The sequence below is a fragment of the Paenibacillus sp. FSL K6-1330 genome, assembly GCF_037976825.1.
Classification (GTDB): Bacteria; Bacillota; Bacilli; order Paenibacillales; family Paenibacillaceae; genus Paenibacillus_AQ.
This window is the reverse complement of sequence record NZ_CP150269.1, coordinates 695,386-713,749: the sequence shown is the minus strand read 5'-3', so window position 1 is coordinate 713,749 and position 18,364 is coordinate 695,386. Positions and strand designations below refer to the sequence as shown.

General features: G+C 53.3%; 16 protein-coding genes. 8 read left to right on the top strand and 8 right to left on the bottom strand.

Features of this window, described 5'->3' with window-relative positions; all coding sequences use genetic code 11:
• Positions 1 to 8: 8 nt before the first annotated feature.
• From NYE54_RS03115 to NYE54_RS03090, 6 genes are all read left to right on the top strand, one after another.
• On the top strand, positions 9 to 1,649 hold the full coding sequence (locus tag NYE54_RS03115; RefSeq protein WP_339269955.1) for an alpha-glucosidase: 1,641 nt from the start codon (positions 9 to 11) through the stop codon (positions 1,647 to 1,649).
• Positions 1,650 to 1,689: 40 nt separating this feature from the next.
• The gene (locus NYE54_RS03110; RefSeq protein WP_339269953.1) at positions 1,690 to 2,634 is read left to right on the top strand and encodes a DUF1861 family protein; all 945 of its coding nucleotides are present in this window, start codon (positions 1,690 to 1,692) and stop codon (positions 2,632 to 2,634) included.
• Between the two features lie 83 nt (positions 2,635 to 2,717).
• The gene (locus NYE54_RS03105; RefSeq protein WP_339269952.1) at positions 2,718 to 3,779 is read left to right on the top strand and encodes a glycoside hydrolase family 130 protein; all 1,062 of its coding nucleotides are present in this window, start codon (positions 2,718 to 2,720) and stop codon (positions 3,777 to 3,779) included.
• A gap of 299 nt (positions 3,780 to 4,078) precedes the next feature.
• Positions 4,079 to 4,486 carry a VOC family protein gene (locus NYE54_RS03100; RefSeq protein WP_339269950.1) on the top strand — a complete coding sequence of 136 codons (408 nt, stop codon included), beginning with the start codon at positions 4,079 to 4,081 and terminating at the stop codon, positions 4,484 to 4,486.
• Between the two features lie 247 nt (positions 4,487 to 4,733).
• Positions 4,734 to 6,236 (top strand): MDR family MFS transporter, encoded by a 1,503-nt coding sequence (locus NYE54_RS03095; protein ID WP_339269948.1) that lies wholly within the window; start codon positions 4,734 to 4,736, stop codon positions 6,234 to 6,236.
• 4 nt (positions 6,237 to 6,240) lie between these two features.
• On the top strand, positions 6,241 to 6,822 hold the full coding sequence (locus NYE54_RS03090; RefSeq protein WP_339269946.1) for a PadR family transcriptional regulator: 582 nt from the start codon (positions 6,241 to 6,243) through the stop codon (positions 6,820 to 6,822).
• A gap of 96 nt (positions 6,823 to 6,918) precedes the next feature.
• On the opposite strand, the gene NYE54_RS03085 is transcribed toward NYE54_RS03090, so the two are convergent.
• A complete protein-coding gene (locus NYE54_RS03085; RefSeq protein WP_339269945.1) occupies positions 6,919 to 7,749 on the bottom strand; it encodes an aldo/keto reductase in 831 nt (276 codons plus the stop codon).
• Positions 7,750 to 7,956: 207 nt separating this feature from the next.
• On the opposite strand from NYE54_RS03085, the gene NYE54_RS03080 reads away from it, so the two are divergent.
• A complete protein-coding gene (locus NYE54_RS03080; protein ID WP_339269944.1) occupies positions 7,957 to 8,148 on the top strand; it encodes a hypothetical protein in 192 nt (63 codons plus the stop codon).
• Between the two features lie 104 nt (positions 8,149 to 8,252).
• On the opposite strand, the gene NYE54_RS03075 is transcribed toward NYE54_RS03080, so the two are convergent.
• Complete coding sequence (locus NYE54_RS03075) at positions 8,253 to 8,624, bottom strand: hypothetical protein (RefSeq protein WP_339269942.1); 372 nt, start codon at positions 8,622 to 8,624, stop codon at positions 8,253 to 8,255.
• A gap of 101 nt (positions 8,625 to 8,725) precedes the next feature.
• On the bottom strand, positions 8,726 to 9,310 hold the full coding sequence (locus NYE54_RS03070) for a nitroreductase (protein ID WP_098741697.1): 585 nt from the start codon (positions 9,308 to 9,310) through the stop codon (positions 8,726 to 8,728).
• 303 nt (positions 9,311 to 9,613) lie between these two features.
• Here NYE54_RS03070 and NYE54_RS03065 point away from each other — a divergent pair, with 303 nt between their 5' ends.
• Positions 9,614 to 11,614: a S9 family peptidase gene (locus NYE54_RS03065; RefSeq protein ID WP_339269940.1), complete on the top strand. Its 2,001-nt coding sequence runs from the start codon at positions 9,614 to 9,616 to the stop codon at positions 11,612 to 11,614.
• 76 nt (positions 11,615 to 11,690) lie between these two features.
• Here the strand turns inward: NYE54_RS03065 and NYE54_RS03060 are convergent, their stop codons facing one another.
• Genes NYE54_RS03060 through NYE54_RS03040 form a run of 5 tightly spaced genes read right to left on the bottom strand, consistent with a single transcriptional unit; the run spans position 11,691 to position 18,352 of the window.
• The gene (locus NYE54_RS03060; protein WP_339269938.1) at positions 11,691 to 12,851 is read right to left on the bottom strand and encodes an amidohydrolase family protein; all 1,161 of its coding nucleotides are present in this window, start codon (positions 12,849 to 12,851) and stop codon (positions 11,691 to 11,693) included.
• A gap of 14 nt (positions 12,852 to 12,865) precedes the next feature.
• On the bottom strand, positions 12,866 to 13,603 hold the full coding sequence (locus NYE54_RS03055) for a glucosamine-6-phosphate deaminase (RefSeq protein WP_339269936.1): 738 nt from the start codon (positions 13,601 to 13,603) through the stop codon (positions 12,866 to 12,868).
• 36 nt (positions 13,604 to 13,639) lie between these two features.
• Entirely contained in the window at positions 13,640 to 14,914 is a 1,275-nt protein-coding gene (locus NYE54_RS03050; protein ID WP_339269935.1) for a Gfo/Idh/MocA family oxidoreductase, read from the bottom strand.
• On the bottom strand, positions 14,907 to 17,114 hold the full coding sequence (locus NYE54_RS03045; protein ID WP_339269934.1) for an acetylxylan esterase: 2,208 nt from the start codon (positions 17,112 to 17,114) through the stop codon (positions 14,907 to 14,909). Before NYE54_RS03045 ends, NYE54_RS03050 begins: the two co-directional genes overlap by 8 nt.
• Positions 17,111 to 18,352, bottom strand: a complete 1,242-nt coding sequence (locus NYE54_RS03040) for a Gfo/Idh/MocA family oxidoreductase (protein ID WP_339269932.1) — start codon at positions 18,350 to 18,352, stop codon at positions 17,111 to 17,113. The genes NYE54_RS03045 and NYE54_RS03040 overlap by 4 nt, the downstream gene beginning before the upstream one ends.
• Between the last annotated feature and the right edge of the window lie 12 nt (positions 18,353 to 18,364).

The window sequence follows — 18,364 nt, the reverse complement described above, 5'->3', positions numbered from 1 at the left end:
GGAAACGTATGGACAGAAACCAAAAAAAGTGGTGGCAAGAAACCGTCTTTTATGAAATTTACATGCCAAGCTTCTGCGACGGCAACGGGGATGGCCTCGGAGATTTTAAGGGGATCACTTCCAAGCTGAATTACCTGAAGGAACTCGGCATCGGCGGTATTTGGCTGACTCCCTTCTATCCATCGCCCAAGATCGATAATGGCTACGATATTTCGGATTACTACGCCGTCGATCCGGCATACGGAACGATGGAAGATTTCGATGGTTTCATTCATGAAGCCCATCGGCGGGGCATCCGGGTCATTGTGGATCTCGTGCTGAATCACACCTCATCAGCCCATGCCTGGTTCCAGGAGTCCAAATCCTCTACCCTTTCCCCGAAGCGCGACTGGTATATCTGGAAGTCTCCCGTTCATCAAGGGACACCGAATAACTGGGAGTCCTTCTTTGGTGGCAGCGCATGGGAATGGGATGAAGGCACTGGACAGTATTATTACCATGCCTTTGCCAAGGAACAGGTGGATCTGAATTGGGCCAACCCGGAAGTCCGGCGGGCCATGAAGGATGTTATGGGATTTTGGCTGGATAAGGGAATCGACGGCTTCCGGTTGGACGTCATCAATTTCCTTAAGGTCTCTGGCGATTTCCAGGATAATCCGGTAGATGACAACGGCGAACAGATTCACCGGTACGATCAGAACCAAGACGGGATTGTGGAAGCCATCGGCGACATTTGCCGTTATGTGCATGAGCGGGAAGGCATTTTTATGGTAGGTGAGGTCGGTTCTGAGGATATGGACATCCTGCGCCATTACAGCGGCAGCGGCCTTCTCGATGTGGTGTTCAACTTCAACCTGGGAAGCCAGGAGCAATTTCGGCCGGAGGATTTATTTAACGAGATTAAACGCATGGAAGACCAGCACGCATCCGATCAGCTCCCTACCTTGTTCTTCAGCAGCCATGACATGCAGCGCCACATCTCGAGATTTGGCAAAGGCGATACGGAGCTTGAGGAGCAGAGAGCCAAACTGATGGCAGCTCTCATGTTAACGGCGAAGGGCATTCCGTTCATCTACTATGGCGACGAGATCGGGATGAGGAACCATATCGCGCACCGGATCGAGGACATGAGAGATATCCAGGGCCTCGGCCACTACGAAGCCGCACTTCAGAATGGAAAAACGGAAGAGGAGGCTTTGGACTTGGCCCGGGTCAAGAGCCGCGACTATTCCCGTTCCCCCATGCAATGGAATGGCGGTCGATACGGTGGCTTCTCTGATCAGGCTCCTTGGATCGGGATGGGGCCGGGGCACGAACACATCCATGCGGAAGCGCAACGGGAGCAGCCGGATTCCATGTATTCTTTTTATAAAATGCTGCTCTCGATTCGAGTCCAACATGCTGCCCTCTCCTCCGGTGATTACGTAAAGCTGGAGCAATTGGAGGGATCGGCAATTGCGTATACCAGACGATCCGGCTGCGAGGAAGCCGTCATTGTCCTTCAATTCGCTGATCAGCCGCTTCAGCTGGACCTATCCGATTGGTCCTCCCAGAGGTTGGAGCTGGCTGCTGCAAGCGGCGAGATGGCATCCCTCGGCGGATCAGTAATCGAAATCCCGCCGCACACAGCTGCGGTCTGGGTATCCTAACACGCAATTATTTATGATTCATATAAGGAGGCATCATACGGTGGCATTGCATAAATCCTCTGTAAAAACATGCGCAACCCTGTTGCAAGAATATCAAAACAAGAAATCCACGGCTCAGAACCCGGTCAAGCTTTCGTTTTCAGGTGTAGGCGACAAAGATGTATATAATATCACGGCGCCCTTCCGGATTGATGGAGTCACCGTCATTGCGGGCCGGGTGGAATCGCGAGACAGCGAGCATTCGGAAATCCGCTTCTTCGTGGAGCAGGACGGCATCTGGGTACCGAATGAAGGAGCCCCAGTCTTTACGCTTCAGGATCCGTTCTTCACCTTTATCCATGGCGAACTGGTTCTGGGTGGCGTTGAAATCTTTCCTCACCCCACGATGGAGAATGCACTGATGTGGAGAACCGTATTCTGGAAAGGCAAAACGCTGAATGAGCTCTCCCTATTCTTCACGGGTCCCGATGCAATGAAGGATCTACGCCTCACGGAGCTGGCCGGCGGCGAAATCGGCGTGTTCACCCGTCCCCAAGGCGAAAAAGGCGGCCGAGGTAAAATCGGGTTTACTAAGGTGAGCTCGCTGGAGGATGTGACGGTAGAACTCGTTAACGAGGCCCCCCTTCTGGCTGACCAATTCATCGATGCGGAATGGGGCGGAGCCAACGAGCTGCACTTGTTGAGCAATGGGCTTGTCGGCGTGCTCGGCCATGTGGCAAGCTTCGACGAAGCCGGGGAGCGCCACTATTATCCGATGGTGTTTGCGCTAGACCCGCAGACAGGCGAGTTTAGCGATATGGAGTTGATTGCCGTACGTGCCGAATTCTTGCCTGGTGAAACCAAGCGTCCGGATTTGGTTGACGTTGTATTTAGCGGAGGACTCGTTCGCCATGCAGACGGAACCGCCGATCTCTATGCCGGCATCAGCGATGCGGAAGCGCATCGCATAACCATCCGGGATCCGTTCCTCCAATTTGAACAGTAAGCAGATCGGTTTCCGTTTCCTGCCTTTCAGGGTGCGACGACAAGCTCAAAATAAATAAGAATATTGGATAGGGGTAAACAACCATGAATATATACAGATATGAGGAGAACCCTCTGATTACACCGGCCGACGTGAAGCCGTATCATGCCGGCTTTGAAGTGATTGGCGCCTTTAACGCAGGCGTTGCCGAATATAACGGCGAAGTGCTGCTGCTGCTTCGGGTCGCGGAGCGCCCGATCAGCGCCGATCCGATGATTGTCAAAGCGCCTGTATTCAATGCAGAAACACAGGAGCTGGACATTTTGGAATTCCGTACCGACGATGCTCGTTATGATTTCTCCGACCCCCGTGTCATTCGCAATGTGAATCACAGCGCTACCTTCGAATATTTGACTTCCTTATCCTATATTCGAGTGGCACGCAGCACGGACGGGCATCGCTTTACCATCGACGACAAGCCGCTGGTATATCCCGCGCAGTCGCTGGAAACCTTCGGTATAGAAGACCCGCGCGTTACACAGATCGGCGATACGTATTACATCTACTTCTCCGCTGTATCTCCGGTAGGCGTAGGTGAATCCATGGTTTCGACCCGGGATTTTGTGAACTTTACGCATCACGGGATGATTTTCGGACCGGACAATAAGGACGTGCTGATCTTTCCTGAGAAAATCGGCGGCAAATACTATGCGCTGCACCGTCCTACGACCAAGAGCACAGGCAACCCGGAAATGTGGATCGCCGAATCCGATAATCTCGTATACTGGGGCAACCATAAACATCTCGCAGGCCTGCGCAACGGCATGTGGGACAGCGGCCGCATGGGCGGCGGTGCCGTACCATTCCGCACGGAAAAAGGCTGGCTGGAGCTGTACCATGGCGCAACGTTGGATCACCGCTACTGCATGGGTGCCCTGCTGCTGGATCTGAACGATCCTTCCAAAGTCATCGCCCGCTCCAATCAACCGATCATGGAGCCGGAAGCCGATTATGAGAAGAACGGATTCTTCGGAGACGTTGTCTTCTCCTGCGGCACTTTGGTCGATGGCGATGTCGTGAAGATGTATTATGGCGTTGCCGATACTTCCATGGCTTGCGCTGAACTGAGCGTGAAGGAAATTCTGGACAGCCTGACCTACGAATAAGATTTTTGCCTGCGTGTAGGCAATGCTAACAATGACTGCGTAATACGATGATTACCCTAACCCAAGGCCTGTTTTAGCAGGTCTTGGGTTTTTGGCATCTGCATGAGGGCATAACAATAGCAGGCTACGGTTGTATCCCGGATTGACTCAACCGGGCGCTGACTCAGCGAAGAATAACAGCCGGTTTTATTCCTCCGATTTTGCAAATATATATGGAAGCGTATACAGAATAAGCTACAATAGATTTATGAACTCGCCTGATCCTTAAGCGTTGATACATACCAAGGAGGAATGCTGTCATGATTAAAGGAATCGCCCACCTGGCGTTCGATGTCGCCGATATGGAGAAGTCTCTGCATTTTTACTGTGATATTCTTGGTTTCACCCGTGCTTTTGATATTCCTAACGATCAAGGTGAACCCTGGATCGAGTACATTAAGGTGCGTGACGGACAGTTTATCGAATTGTTTTATGGTGGGCAACAGAAACCGGAGCAAGTAGAACGGCCCGTCGGATTCTCCCATCTCTGCCTCGAGGTGGAACATATCGAGCGCATCGCGGATCATCTCCGCAATCAGGGCGTGAAACTCGACGTCCCGCCGGTCCAAGGAAAAGACTTCAACTGGCAGTGCTGGGCCAGGGACCCGGACGGCAATCGGATCGAATTTATGCAGTTGGATCCCAAATCGCCGCAGATGAACTGTTAAGTATTAACTGGAAGCAGCTAACAGTGCGTTTTGACGCGAAGGCATCCCGGCAGCCGATTCCCTATTATTGCAAGGTCATCCCGTAAGCTTTAGGTTGGCCTTGTTTTTTCTTGTCCAGAATGTAGAGACAGGCAGTGCCATTAAACATCTTGCCAACATCTGTTAATCCGGCTACAATATAACCACCGAATTATTCAAATTTGAATAATATGTACATAGTTGAATATGGAAAAGGAGTATTCTTAACATGAATGCACAACAAAGCAACATCAAATTGGTCGTGGCCGGTCTGCTGCTCGGCATCTTCATGGCCGCCATCGATAACACGATTGTAGCCACGGCTTTATCGACGATTATCCGCGATCTCCAGGGCTTTGACCAAGTCGTCTGGGTAACCTCAATCTACATGGTTGCCGTAATGGCCGGCACACCGATCTTCGGCAAGCTGTCCGATATGTACGGGCGGAAACGGTTCTTTATATTCGGATTGGTTGTCTTCTTGATCGGTTCCGCCCTCTGCGGGATGGCCAACAACATGACAGAGCTTATTATTTACCGGGCGATTCAAGGAATCGGCGGCGGTGCTCTAATGCCGATTGCGTTTACCATCGTGTTTGACCTGTTCCCGCCGGAGAAGCGCGGTAAAATGACGGGTTTGCTCGGTGCCGTATTCGGTACCTCCAGCATTATGGGACCGCTGCTGGGTGCTTTTATTACCGATAGCGTTGGCTGGGAATGGATATTCTATGTCAACGTTCCAATCGGGATTGTATCCTTTATTTTCATCATGACCTCCTATAAGGAGACCCGTTCCCATGCCAAGCAAAAGATTGACTGGACGGGAGCCGCAACGCTTGTAGGGGCAATCATCTGCCTGATGTTCGGTCTGGAACTGGGCGGGCAAACCTATGCATGGGACTCACCGCAAATTCTAGGCTTGTTCGGGGGATTCATTGCTCTGTTTATTGCGTTTCTGTTCGCAGAGACCCGGGCAGCCGAACCCATTATTTCGTTCCAAATGTTTCGTAAACGCCTGTTTGCTTCGAGCAATATCGTTGCCTTGTTCTATGGAGCAACCTTTATCGTGGCAACCATCTACATCCCGATCTTTGTTAGCGGCGTGTACGGTGGATCAGCAACCAATTCGGGCCTCATTCTGATGCCGATGATGCTCGGCAGCGTATTCGGCAGCCAAGGCGGCGGCATACTGACGACCCGGACTTCGTTTAGAAACATCATGATTCTGTCCGTCTTGTGCTTTATCACAGGCATTTTCTGCCTGAGCACGATAAGCCTAGATACGCCGCGCTACCTGTTGACGATCTTCATGGTCCTGACCGGCTTTGGCGTCGGGTTCTCGTTCTCCACGCTCAGCATGGCCTCCATCCATAACTTTGATGCCAGACAGCGTGGCGCGGCAACATCGACGAACTCCTTCCTTCGCTCCTTCGGCATGACGGTGGGGATTACGATCTTCGGGATCATCCAGCGCAACGGCCTGAACAGCCGACTTGCTGAAGCCGGAGGAAACGCGCCGGCCGGTGCCGAGTTAAATGCGGATGCCGTTCTTTCACCTGAAGTGATGGGGCAGCTTCCGCCGAACGTGCGTGAACAGATTACGACTTCCTTGGCGGATTCCATTGCGAATACGTTCTTGTGGGCGCTTGTGCCGGCGGTACTGGCTCTCGTGTTTGTGCTCATGATGGGCAACGAGCGGGTGACCGTGCCTGCCAAGGCTAAGGGAGCCTAATGTCATGTCGATGAAGCTGGCCATCCTGGGCTTGCTGCTGGAAGGAGACCATCATCCGTACGAGATCCGGATCAAAATGAAGGATCGCGGCATGGATCAGTATACGAAGCTTCAGATGGGCTCTCTCTATTACGCGGTAGACCGGCTTGCCGAGAACGGATATATCAAAGCAGTGGAAACCATACAGAGCGATAGCCGCCCGGACAAAACCATCTACCGGATCACGGATGCCGGACGCAAGCTTTTTGAGCAGCTGCTGCTCAAAAAATTCAGGGACATCGAGCCCGTGCATCACCCGCTCTATATTGCGCTGCCGTTCTCGCAACTCGCGGACCCGGCCGTTCTGGCCCCGATCCTGCAGTCCCGTATCCGGGAAGCAGAGCATCGGGTGAACCAGGCATATCAATTATACGTGGAACACCAACATATCGTCCCCCGCAGCGCCCAGCATCTGATGATCGGGATGTATGAACATGCCAAGACCGACCTGAACTGGCTGAAAAGATTGCACGAAGATCTAATACAGGGAAAGCTCGGTACGATTGGTGAACCTTTGTTGCCTGCGGATGGGCTCGAAGAACGATAACTGCAAGACGAACTCCATCCTGATAAATAACGTAAAAAAGAGCGGGCACTTCCCTCATTCAGGGTTGTGCTCGCTCTTTTTATATGGAAGCGAAATTTAGAACAGGACTTCATCCGGATTGGAGCCAAAACGTTTGTTTTGGTTCAAGCCGTCAATGGCTGCCATATCCTCCGCCGAAAGCTCGAAATCGAAGATGCCCGCATTTTCGCGAATGCGATGCTCTTTAATCGATTTCGGAATGACGATGACACCGTTCTGAATATCCCAGCGCAGAATGACTTGCGCCGTGGTTTTTCCGTATTTCTCCGCGATCTGCGCGAGCACTGGTTGATCAAGATTGCCCTGCATCAACGGACTCCACGCCTCCAGGACGATATTATTCTCGCGTGCATACCCTAGCAGCTCCTTCTGAGAGAGCAGCGGATGCAATTCGACTTGGTCGACAACCGGTACGACACCCGTTTCCTCGATGATATGCTGCAGGTGGCGGATCCGGAAGTTACTGACCCCGATGGAACGCACGAGTCCTTCTTTTTGCAGATGAATTAATGCTTTCCACGTATCGAGGTATTTATCTTTTCCCGGCCAGTGCACGAGATACAAATCAACGATATCCAGCCCGAGCTTCTTGCGGCTCGTCTCAAAAGCTTGCAGCGTCTTCTCATACCCCTGGTCATCATTCCACACCTTGGTGGTGATGAACAGCTCGTCCCGCGAAACTCCGGATTCGCGAATGGCTTGCCCTACGCCCTCTTCATTGCCGTAGATGGCAGCTGTATCGATGCTGCGGTACCCTGCAGCGATTGCTGATTTTACGGACTGAATAACCTCTTCGCCTTCTTTGGTCTTCCATACGCCAAGGCCCAGCCACGGCATTTTTACGCCGTCATTCAAAGTAGGTCCATCGGTAAAAGTTTGATTGGCCATTCTGAAATCCCTCCTGTTGATGTAATGCAGCGGTTGTAAAGTCGCTTTCTCCAGTATATCAAAATCCCAGTATCCCGCTCAACGTTACACCACTTGCCAGGTGCATTCATTTTTTAACTACATTTAACCGGGGTTTAAACTTCGTCCGTTACAATGGAATATATCTTATACGTTACTAGCAGCTAAAACAGGAGGATTCACGAACCCATGGAAACCGCTACGCTCATCGTTGCGATCACTGCACTCGCGCTCATGCTCATTCTATTCATCGGAAATATAATCAACAACGGACTCTCCGCCGTCTTCAACTTGAACATCCGTGCCAAAAAGTACGCCGTGGTGCTGTTAATCATTTACGCGGTGTCGATCAGCGGCTTTGTCCTTCTCACCCAGTGGTGATCTGTCTCAAAATAGAAAAAGGGCCGTCCCTGTCAGAGGCATGTCGCCTCCGGGTTCAGCCCTTCATTCCTATCACGCCATATACAAAAGCATGCGCAGCGAGTCTAGTACCTGCGTCTAAAAATACCGAAGCTCAGCAGTCCGCATGACACCAAGAACAAATACGGCCCTGCCGCCGCCCCTCTTATTGTCTGGCCGAAGAAATCTACGGTTTTGGATGACACGTACGTCATCGTCAAAAATATAGCGACCAGCGCAAAAACGTAGGCAATCAGCTTGTTCATCTTCTTCTCGCGGACCACTTTCAAAAATGGATAGATGAAACATACGATGAAAAACACGCCGCCCTGCAAGAAACCATTCTCTGCAGCCACGCCGATATCCAGCCATTTAAAAAAGAAAGAGGCTATCGCTAAACAGGTGGCTATAAAAATAAACTTGCTCCCCAGATCCCACTGCTTAAACCGAAATTTCATCCATGTACACTCCCCTAGTGTCAATCGCCCGGATGCCGTAACACCCTTAAGACAAACTTAGGGTTCATTATACCGGATTTTTGCGGCTGAGGGTAGATCAACTACAGGTCTGCGGCACTATTCAGCCATACCGTTTTGTTCGCTGCCGGTTGACGTTTCCCCTGCTTAGGTTCCATATCCGGATAGCCGATGTACAGGAAACCCAGCATTTTGTCTTCAGGCTTCAATCCAAACGCCTGATTCATCAGCGTATGGAAACACGGCTCGCCCGTTCTCCACACTGCACCCAAGCCAAGCTCATGAATTTGCAGGAGCATATTTTGAATAGCGGCAAACACCGCTCCGTACTCTTCAAGTTCAATCACCTTGGGGTCCGTGGACGGTTCGACCGCCACACCGATAACAACCGGAGCCCGGTACGCCTTTGTACGTCCTGACTCGCGTGCTGCAATTACAGCCTCTTCACTTGTATCATCACCACCTGCCGCCTGAATGTCACCAAGTGCGTTGCCGAGCACGTCGCGGCCCTCCCCTTGCATGACAAAGAATTTCCACGGCTCCGTGAGCTTATGGTTCGGCGCCCAGGTTCCCGCTTCTACGATTTGTTCAATCCATTCCTGCGGTACAGCGTCAGGCTTGACCTTGCCAAGGCTGCGGCGCGTGCGGATAGCTTCACTTACGTTCATATCTTATTTCCTCCTGAGCTATATATAGTTGGTTTTATTTTACATACTCCTAATTGAGAGCCTGTCTCAATTATAACAAAAAGCACACCGTATCGCTTCTAAATTGACCAGTTGAAAATTAATGAGCTGTTTTCAGTTCTAGAGCTTCATTTTACAATCTAGAATTATTGTAATTTCCCCTCTGTTTTACTAGCATTTGGTACGAAACGTTCACATTTCCCCTTTCACTTTTCATCTAGATTTCCATACCATTATCTGGGATAATGATGTTTAACTCACACAAGAAGATTAGGAGGATGATTCATGTCTGATAAGCGACTCATAACGCCAGAGGATTTGTACCGGATGCACTGGGTGAATGACCCTGTCGTATCTCCAGCTAGTGGAGCCATAGCCTATGTACATAAATCCGTCAGCGAAAAGTACGACGGTTACCGTTCCCATATCCGCCTGCTTCCTGCAGAAGGAGACCAGGATGTTCCCTTCACGTCCGGCGAGGCGGATGCAGCACCCGCTTGGTCCCCTGACGGGTCGGAGCTTGCTTTCTTGCGCAAAAAGGGCGATAAGCCGCAGGTATGGATCATGCCTGCCAACGGCGGGGAAGCAAGGCCGGTTACCGACATGAAGCACGGTGTCAGCACTTTTAAATGGTCCCCGGATAGCGCACGCCTACTTGTTAGAAGTGAGGCGGAAGCAGCCGAATCTACGGAAAGCGAAGAATCAGACAAAGACGACAAAAACAAGCTCCCTGAAGAAAAAATCATTAATCGCATTAAATATAAAGCCGATGGCGCAGGATTGTGGAATGAACGTCGACATCATCTATACCTCGTAAATCCGGCAACGGAAGAATGCAAGCAAATTACAGAAGGAGATTTTGATATACATGCCTTCGCCTGGTCACCGGACGGCACCCGCATCGCATACAGCACCTGCCTTGCCACGGAGCAATTCCCGGATCCGGATTTTCGTTTGACGGGCGATGTGTTTGTCATGGACCTCGATAGCGGATCCGTAACCGAATTGACGGATGGAACCCTCTCGATCGGTTCCATTGCATTCACCCCGGACGGGCAGTATATGCTCATGCTTGCCAGCGACCTCAGCTGTGGTTTTGCCACCCTGACCAAAATCCACCTGGTTCCGCTATCGGGCGGAAAATCCCGCGTGCTCTTCACGGACATGGATATTCAGCTGGGGCACGCCGCGGTCAGCGACATGAGAGCTGGAGCCGGAACGCCTCCGCTGTTCAGTAAGGACGGCCAATCCGTATACATCCAGCTCAGCCAGGATGGCAGTGTTCATATTGGACGTTTTGCTCTGGACGGTTCATCCTATGAGCTGGTCGTATCGGGCGAACGAGAGGTGTACCAATTCGCTCTGACACCGGAGGAGAACGTGGTGTTCGCCGCTGCCGACCCGCTGCAGCCTGGCGATCTGTTCAGCTTCTCTATCGCTAAGAACGAGGAGAAGCGTCTGACAAACTGCAACGAGGAGCTGTGGAACGAGCTTACGTTAAGCACGCCGGAGTCCTTTACGTTCCGGACGGCGGACGGCTGGCCGATTCAAGGGTGGATCATGAAGCCTGCCGGCTTCACGGAAGGCACCAAGGTCCCAGCCGTGCTTGAGATTCACGGCGGTCCGCAAGCTATGTACGGACATACGTTCATGCATGAGTTCCAGCTGCTTGCTGCAGCCGGCTATGCGGTATTCTACACCAACCCTCGGGGTGGCCACGGGTATGGTCAGGTACACGTTAATACCGTTAGAGGAGATTACGGCGGACGGGATTACCAGGATCTGATGGAAGCCGTGGATTATGTTGTGAATACCTACACTTATATCGACGCTTCCCGTCTTGGCGTGACTGGCGGCAGCTACGGCGGCTTCATGACCAACTGGATCGTCGGTCATACCGACCGGTTCCAGGCTGCGGTAACCCAGCGCTCGATATCGAACTGGATCTCCTTCTACGGCGTCAGCGATATCGGCTACACCTTTACGCAGGATCAGATCTGGGGCAATCCGTGGGACGATCTGGAGAAGCTGTGGAAGCATTCCCCGCTCGCTTACGTGAAGGACGTCCATACGCCGCTTCTCATCCTTCACGGAGAACAGGATCTCCGCTGCCCGATCGAACAGGGAGAACAGCTGTTTATCGCTTTGAAGCGACTCGGCCGGGAAACTCAGTTCATCCGTTTCCCGGGTGCGGATCACAACTTGTCCCGAAGCGGCCATCCGCATCTGCGGGTGAAACGCTTGAGTCATATCGTCCGTTGGTTTGTGGAGCATATCGAAAAATAAAAACAAAAGAAAAACCATCCCTGTGCGAGCTAACGCAATGATCGCTCGCATAAGGATGGTTTTTTGTATTGGTCCATCAAACAGGACCGTACACCGTCTCGCCCGCCACAACTGTCTCCCGGACAGCCATACCCGATCCGTCTGAATCGCAGTCGAACAGCGTCAAGTTCGCCGGATTCCCGATCGTAAGCCCGCCCAATTGCGGCATAGCCAGTACCACAGCCGGGCGGATGGTGACCGCGTTTACCGCTTCCGCCAGCGTCATATCCGTATAGCGGATCGCATTCGCAATGCCAATGTCCAGCGAAGAAGCGGATCCGGCCAGTATCTCCGGATTCTCTACCGTATACAGGCGCCCGTCTGCCGTCAGCTCGACCACGCCTCCGATGAGGCTGCTGTACCGTCCGGGAGCCATGCCGCCGAACATGACGGCATCGCTGACAAGCAGCGATTTGTCCCGTTTCGCCCGCAGCATCGCTTTCAGCACAGGGGGCGCCAGATGGTGACCGTCCGGTATAAAGGTTGCCCATAACCGGTCGTCCGCCAACTGATGCCAGATATAGTTGGGGTGGCGCGGCAGAACGGTCTGTGAACCGTTCCCCAGATGAGTCGATACCGTCGCTCCTGCCTGCACCGCCCGATCGATCTGCTCCCCTGTAGCCATCGTATGCCCGATCGCCACAACCACGCCCGCCTTGACTACCTTCTCTATAAAAGGAACCGAGCCTTCGCGCTCCGGCGCGAGCGTCACCATCCGGATAAGCCCGCCAGCCGCATCCTGGAGCCGCTGAAACTCATCCCAATCCGGATTCCGGATATACTCCCTCGGATGCGCCCCTCGACTGCCGTCTTCACCGGATAGATATGGACCTTCCATATGAATGCCGGCAATAGAGGCACTTCCGAACTCCCCGGACTGGACATACCGGGACAACCCGCTAAATGCTTGACGCATCCGGTCATAACTGCCCGTGATGACCGTTGGCAAGTATGCGGCAACCCCTCGCCGATGCAGCGCACGCGTCACGCCTTCAATATCGCTCTGCGACGTCACGGTCCCATTCAAGTCGTATCCCCCGAAGCCGTTAACCTGCACATCGATCCAGCCGCTGCTGATCCAAGGTAACGCCGTCTTATCGTTCTGTCCCAACCGGCGTATAGCCGCGATCCGTCCGTCTAACGCCGCCTCTACCTCAACCGATTCGCCGGTATGCGGGAGCTTTCCACGCCACAACATAGGCGTCCCCCTAACTACGCCCATTGATAAATCGGCGCTGCCGATGCTTTATCCAGATATAGCATCCAGCTGGGATGCGTCTTCAAGATGGTAGCTGGCACCCGGTTGTCCACCGCGCCTTGAATGGTATTCTGAATGGCAGCCGCTTTGGCCTGATGAGGCACGACCGAGACGATATGGCGGCTCTTCAAAATCTGTTGGACTGTCATCGTTATCGCTTGCTTCGGCACTTCCTCATTCGATGCAAACCAGCCTTCCCTTACCTGCTGGCTCTTGCACGTATCGCTCAGGTTCACGATGGTATAAGGCGACTCATTATCAAAATCGGCCGGCGGATCATTAAAGGCAATATGCGCATTTTCCCCAATGCCGATCAGGGCCAGATCCACAGGAGCCTTGGCAATCTCTTCATTCAACCGCTTCACCGTTTCCTCAGGATCTCCTTCCCCGTCAATGAGCCATGCCTGGCCGACGTTCGCATATTTCAGAAAACGCTCCTTCAAATACTTACGGAAGCTCGCGGGGTGAGATTCCGGCAACGCGATATATTCATCCAAATGGAACATCTCGATCTTATCCCATTCCATATTCAGCTTCACGAATTGCGACAAAAACTCAAACTGCGACGCGCCCGTTGACAGGACGATGCGCGCTTTTCCTTTTTCCGCGATCGTGTCGCGGAGAATCGCCTCGCAAGCGCGGGCTGCCTCCAAACCTGCTTGATCCGCATGTTCCAATATGTTCAATTGCATAATGATAATTCCTCCTTGTTGTACAGCGTTGTAAATTTAAGCCAGAATGTCGCTATTCATAAATTCCTCCAGCCTCACCATGCGCTTCTCTACGCGGGAACGCTCGGCGGCAAAGGCCATCAGATGACTCTGTATCGACGCTTGGGCAGAAGTTGAGCTGTTATGCTGCCCCTGGGATCTGACCGACTTCACAAAATCCTCAATTAAGCGCATATCCCCGCCTCCATGTCCTACATGTCCTTCCGGATCGACGAGTTGGATCATTTCCTGCTTGCCGCTGCCAAAGCGGCGGATCTCGATCTCGTTGGTTTCCATCGTGGCCCTAATCTCGCCCTCAGTCCCCATAAGCTTGATGGTACGGTTGCATTTCTCCGTGAACGCGCTCATCGTGAACACCGCCGTAATGTCATGCTCGAATTCCATGCTGACGACCTGGTGATCCACGACATCGTTATCGCAATGGTACACGCACCGGCCAAAAGGACCCTCCAACATCGCTTGGTAACGCGCTTCGTAACTCGGATCGTTGCTCGCGGCCTCGCCCTTCCAACCCGCATTCTCGATCAGATACGTATTCGGCGCATAATACTGGCATTCATGGGATACCGGGCATCCATCCAGGCAGCGCTTCGGCGCGCCAGGCGGAGCTGATTCCGGACGAAAATGCGACAGGTGGCCATAGGAGGCAACGCTCAGGCATTGTCCTCCCGCCAGCCATTGCATAATGTCGAGGTCGTGACAGGATTTGGCCAAAATCATCGGGCTGGATGACTCGCTGTTATTAAAATATCCCCGCACGTACGAGTGCGCCTGGTGCCAATAGCCGACGTTCTCATTGTGCTGGATCGACATCAGACGACCGATCCGTCCTTCATCAATCAAACGTTTAAGTTCTTGGAAAAAAGGCGCATAACGGAGAACATGGCAAATCGTTAACGTACGGTCGAAGGCTTCCGCCTGCCGGCCCATATCGATGCATTCCTGCCACTCCGGCGACATCGGCTTTTCCAGCAGCACATGGTACCCAGCTGCCAGCGCCTTCATCGTCGGCTCATAATGGTCCCGATCCCTCGTACAGATGAAGACCGCATCCGATTGACGGGGCCCAGCAAAAAGCTCATCCCAGCTCGTAAAGCATCGCTCATCCGCTATCCCGTACTTCGCTTGGCAGCGGCTTCGCCGCACCTCATCCGGATCGGCAACGGCAACAATCTGCATCTCCTCAGGTCGCTGGAGCGCATAATCGCTGTATATCATGCCGCGAAGACCGGCTCCGACCAGCGTGACCGTTAATGGTTTTGGTTTACTCATGTCCTTCCACTTCCTTTCCCTCTAGTTGCCCGCAATATACTACTCCCCACGATTCGTTCAGCTCGGAGGGATCAAGCACCTTCAAAATGCCGGGAAACACAACGCTCATCGCTTCTTCCTCCTCAAGCAGCCGTGCCCTGACCAGATCGGCTGCGCTGCTCAAAGGATGAATGGCCGTGATCGCACCGATTCTTCGATCAACCTCCGCGGCAAGCTGCACGTAAAGCCCTTCTCGATCCACGGTATAGAACGGGATCGCTCCCCCCTGCCACTCATCAAAGTGGGAGATGACCTCCATGCACCGGAGGACATCGTACGTGCGCAGCGCAGCCAGACTGTCCCCGAGCCAGATCAAATCATCGGCAAGCTTATGCAGCACGCCAAAATAGGAATGCGCAGGTTTTTCGTATATCGGATAAGGCTCATGAGGACCGACCCCGGACGTATTCAGCACCAGTACGGCGCGGCCGGATTGACAGGCCTCCTGAATCCAGGCCCAGTGATCCTTCAATCGGCGAGTCCCTCCCCGCCAAACCGCAATGGTCAGCGGCTGCTTTCGTTCGGTTATATCCCCGGCCAGTCGGAATACATAACCGCTGTTCATGATGCCTTCCTGTGACCACCACAGGCGATAATCGGCCTCAAGGCCCTCCACTGCGCCCAGCCGAATAATGCGCGGGTTCAATTCGCAAGGCTTGCGGGAGGCGTAGATTCTCTCCAGTAGCCACTGCCTTGCTTGATCCTGTCTTTGCTGCGTCGGCAGCAGCGACCGGGCTGCTGCCAGTTGGTCGCAGCGATCGGCATTGAAGTCCCGGATCGACCTTGCATCAGCCTTATCCCGGTACACCTGACCGCTGGGGCTGCACCATAGTTGTTCCGGGGGCAGTGCCTCTCTCTTCATTGCATCATTGGCAGTAACCTTCACCTCGAGATGCCGGACGAAAAATGCCGCCGCAGCCGCAGCCAGCCGGTCCGTATAGCGGTGCGTCGAGGCGTCGGTCACAAGCTGCAGGTCATCGCGTTGACCCAGCAGCTCCCAGAAGCGTCTTCCTCGCTCCACGGTACGCCGCGTGCCTTCAATCGGGAAGAAATCGTACTCCGCCGCCAGCACGATCAGCGGCTTCGGCGCAAAAGCGATAAGCAGATCCTCATGGTCGTAACCCAGCCCGGACAGACCCGGCCATACCTGCTCGGCATCCTGCACGCCGCCGGCATGCATGTACAGCTGCCGGTTCATGATGAATGTGGCGGGAGCCGCTGCCGCAATGCGTTCATCGCAAACCATCATCATGGCCGTCTGCGTTCCGCCGCCGGAGTTCCCCGTTACGCCGATCCGGGCCGGATCAACATCGGGCCGTTCGCATAAGTAATCGACGGCACGCATGGCATCGTGAACGAAATAGCGGGCTACGCTGTCGCCGAGCATATGACACTGAACGCCGTATTGCTGATGCTCCTTCGTTCCCCATATGACGCTTCCTTCCCGATCTTCGAAATCATGAAGGCTAAGGCGCTCGCCCTGCCCGATCGGATCGATTGCCAACACAATCAAGCCGGCCCGAACGAAGTGCTGAATCACGCGCTGATAATAGGCATCATGCTTCGCCCCCAGCTCGTGTCCGCTCAGAAACAGGACGGCCGCGGAACGTTCTTCCCGGTGATCGGGCAGGTACAGATTCGAAGTGACATAATACCCCGGACTGGACTCGAATATGACCTTCTCTACCTGAAAGCCAGCTCCGCTAACGACACCCGCCGTATGTGCATTAAGCGGAGGCTGATGTTTGGCTTGCGCTCCATCATCACCTGTTTCTCCCGCTGCGCGCCCGGAACGGAGCCTGACGAGCGACGCGCCCTCTGAAGTCCCTTCTGCCTTTTTACTGATTCGCCCTGCCGCCTTGTTCGAGTATACATTCGGCAAAGAAACGCCAGGCTGTATCCTCTCCACGAATGACGTCCCTTCTTCCCTTTCCAGGTTGGCAAACGTAAACGTATCAGGAAGCCCGCCGATGGACCTCAGGAAAGCCCCCCTGATCTCCTCCTGCCGCTTTCTCGCCGCTTCGGGTGTGACGATGGCATCCCGAATGACATCCCCGGCTGCAAATGCGGCATCGGAACGTTCAAACACATGCACCTTCAACTGATCCCTCGTGTCGTATAATGTGCAGATATACTGCTCCAGTTCCTGAACGCTGTTCATCTCGGTGAACTCCCGTTGACAAACTTCGGCGAAACGTCCGGAAGTTTCATCGCCCGGCCTTCGGCAATGGAACGATTGGCTGTAGCACCAATCAGAAGGGATTCGGCGCCTACCCAGCTATCGGCTTGTTGACCTAGAGGATCTTCGATTCCGCCTTCGAACAGCGCCTTGCGCAGCTTCGCATCCCCGCCGCCATGACCGGCGGCCGATGTATTGACCTCGACCACCTCTTCCGTGCCATCGGTTCTGAAGATATGAATCCTGCTCGCTTCCCCTTGCTTCATATCCGCGTTGCTGTATATATTCGAGACCTCGATCCGGCCTTTGCTGCCGTTGATCGCAGCGCGCCAGCCCTCATAAGGGCTATAGGCGACGAGGGAATAGGTCAGCATTGCATTATTGTCATACCGGACATTGACCGACATCGTGTCATAAATGTCGATCCGGCTGTCAAACAGGCACCGGTCCCGGAAATATCCGTCCGCTTCTTCAGCCTGGCGATAGTATTTTTCAAGAAACGGATCCTTTTCGATATCCATATAGAACTCGCACTCGTCTTTCCGATGGCAAGTAAGGCATCGTTCTCCATGATCCTGCCGATCGTCCCCATACACCCGTCTCGTTCCAAAGGCATGGACCTCCACAGGACGGCTGTTCATCCACCAGTTCATGATGTCGAAGTGATGCGTGGACTTGTGAACCAGCAGTCCGCCGCTGTTCTTCATCTCGGCATGCCATCTACGGAAATAATCCGCGCCATGCCGGCGGTCCAGAAACCACTCCAGATCAATATGGTAGACATCCCCGATGACCTCTTGCAGCAGCAATTCCTTCACGGTCGCAAAATAAGGCGCAAACCGGAGGTTGAACGTAACCGTCACCCTCTTACCGCTATCCTGCTCCGCTTGCAAAATTTCACGGCATTTATCTTCATCAATCGTCATCGGCTTCTCGCTAATGACATCACAGCCGGCTCTCAAGGCTTGCACGATATAGGTATGGTGCGTGTAATCCGTGCTCGCCACAATGACAACATCCGGCTTCACAGCCGCAAGCATGCCGTGGAAATCATCATATACGGGAACTCCCCCGCATTCCTCGCTAAGAAAGCGCGCCCGCACCGGATTGGCATCATACACGCCTTCAAAGGCAACGTTCCCCTTCCAATCGGTTACCATCGGTTTAGCAAACATATACAGCGCTCTTGACCCAGCGCCGACCAGTACGTACTTCTTCATGTCGTAAGTTCC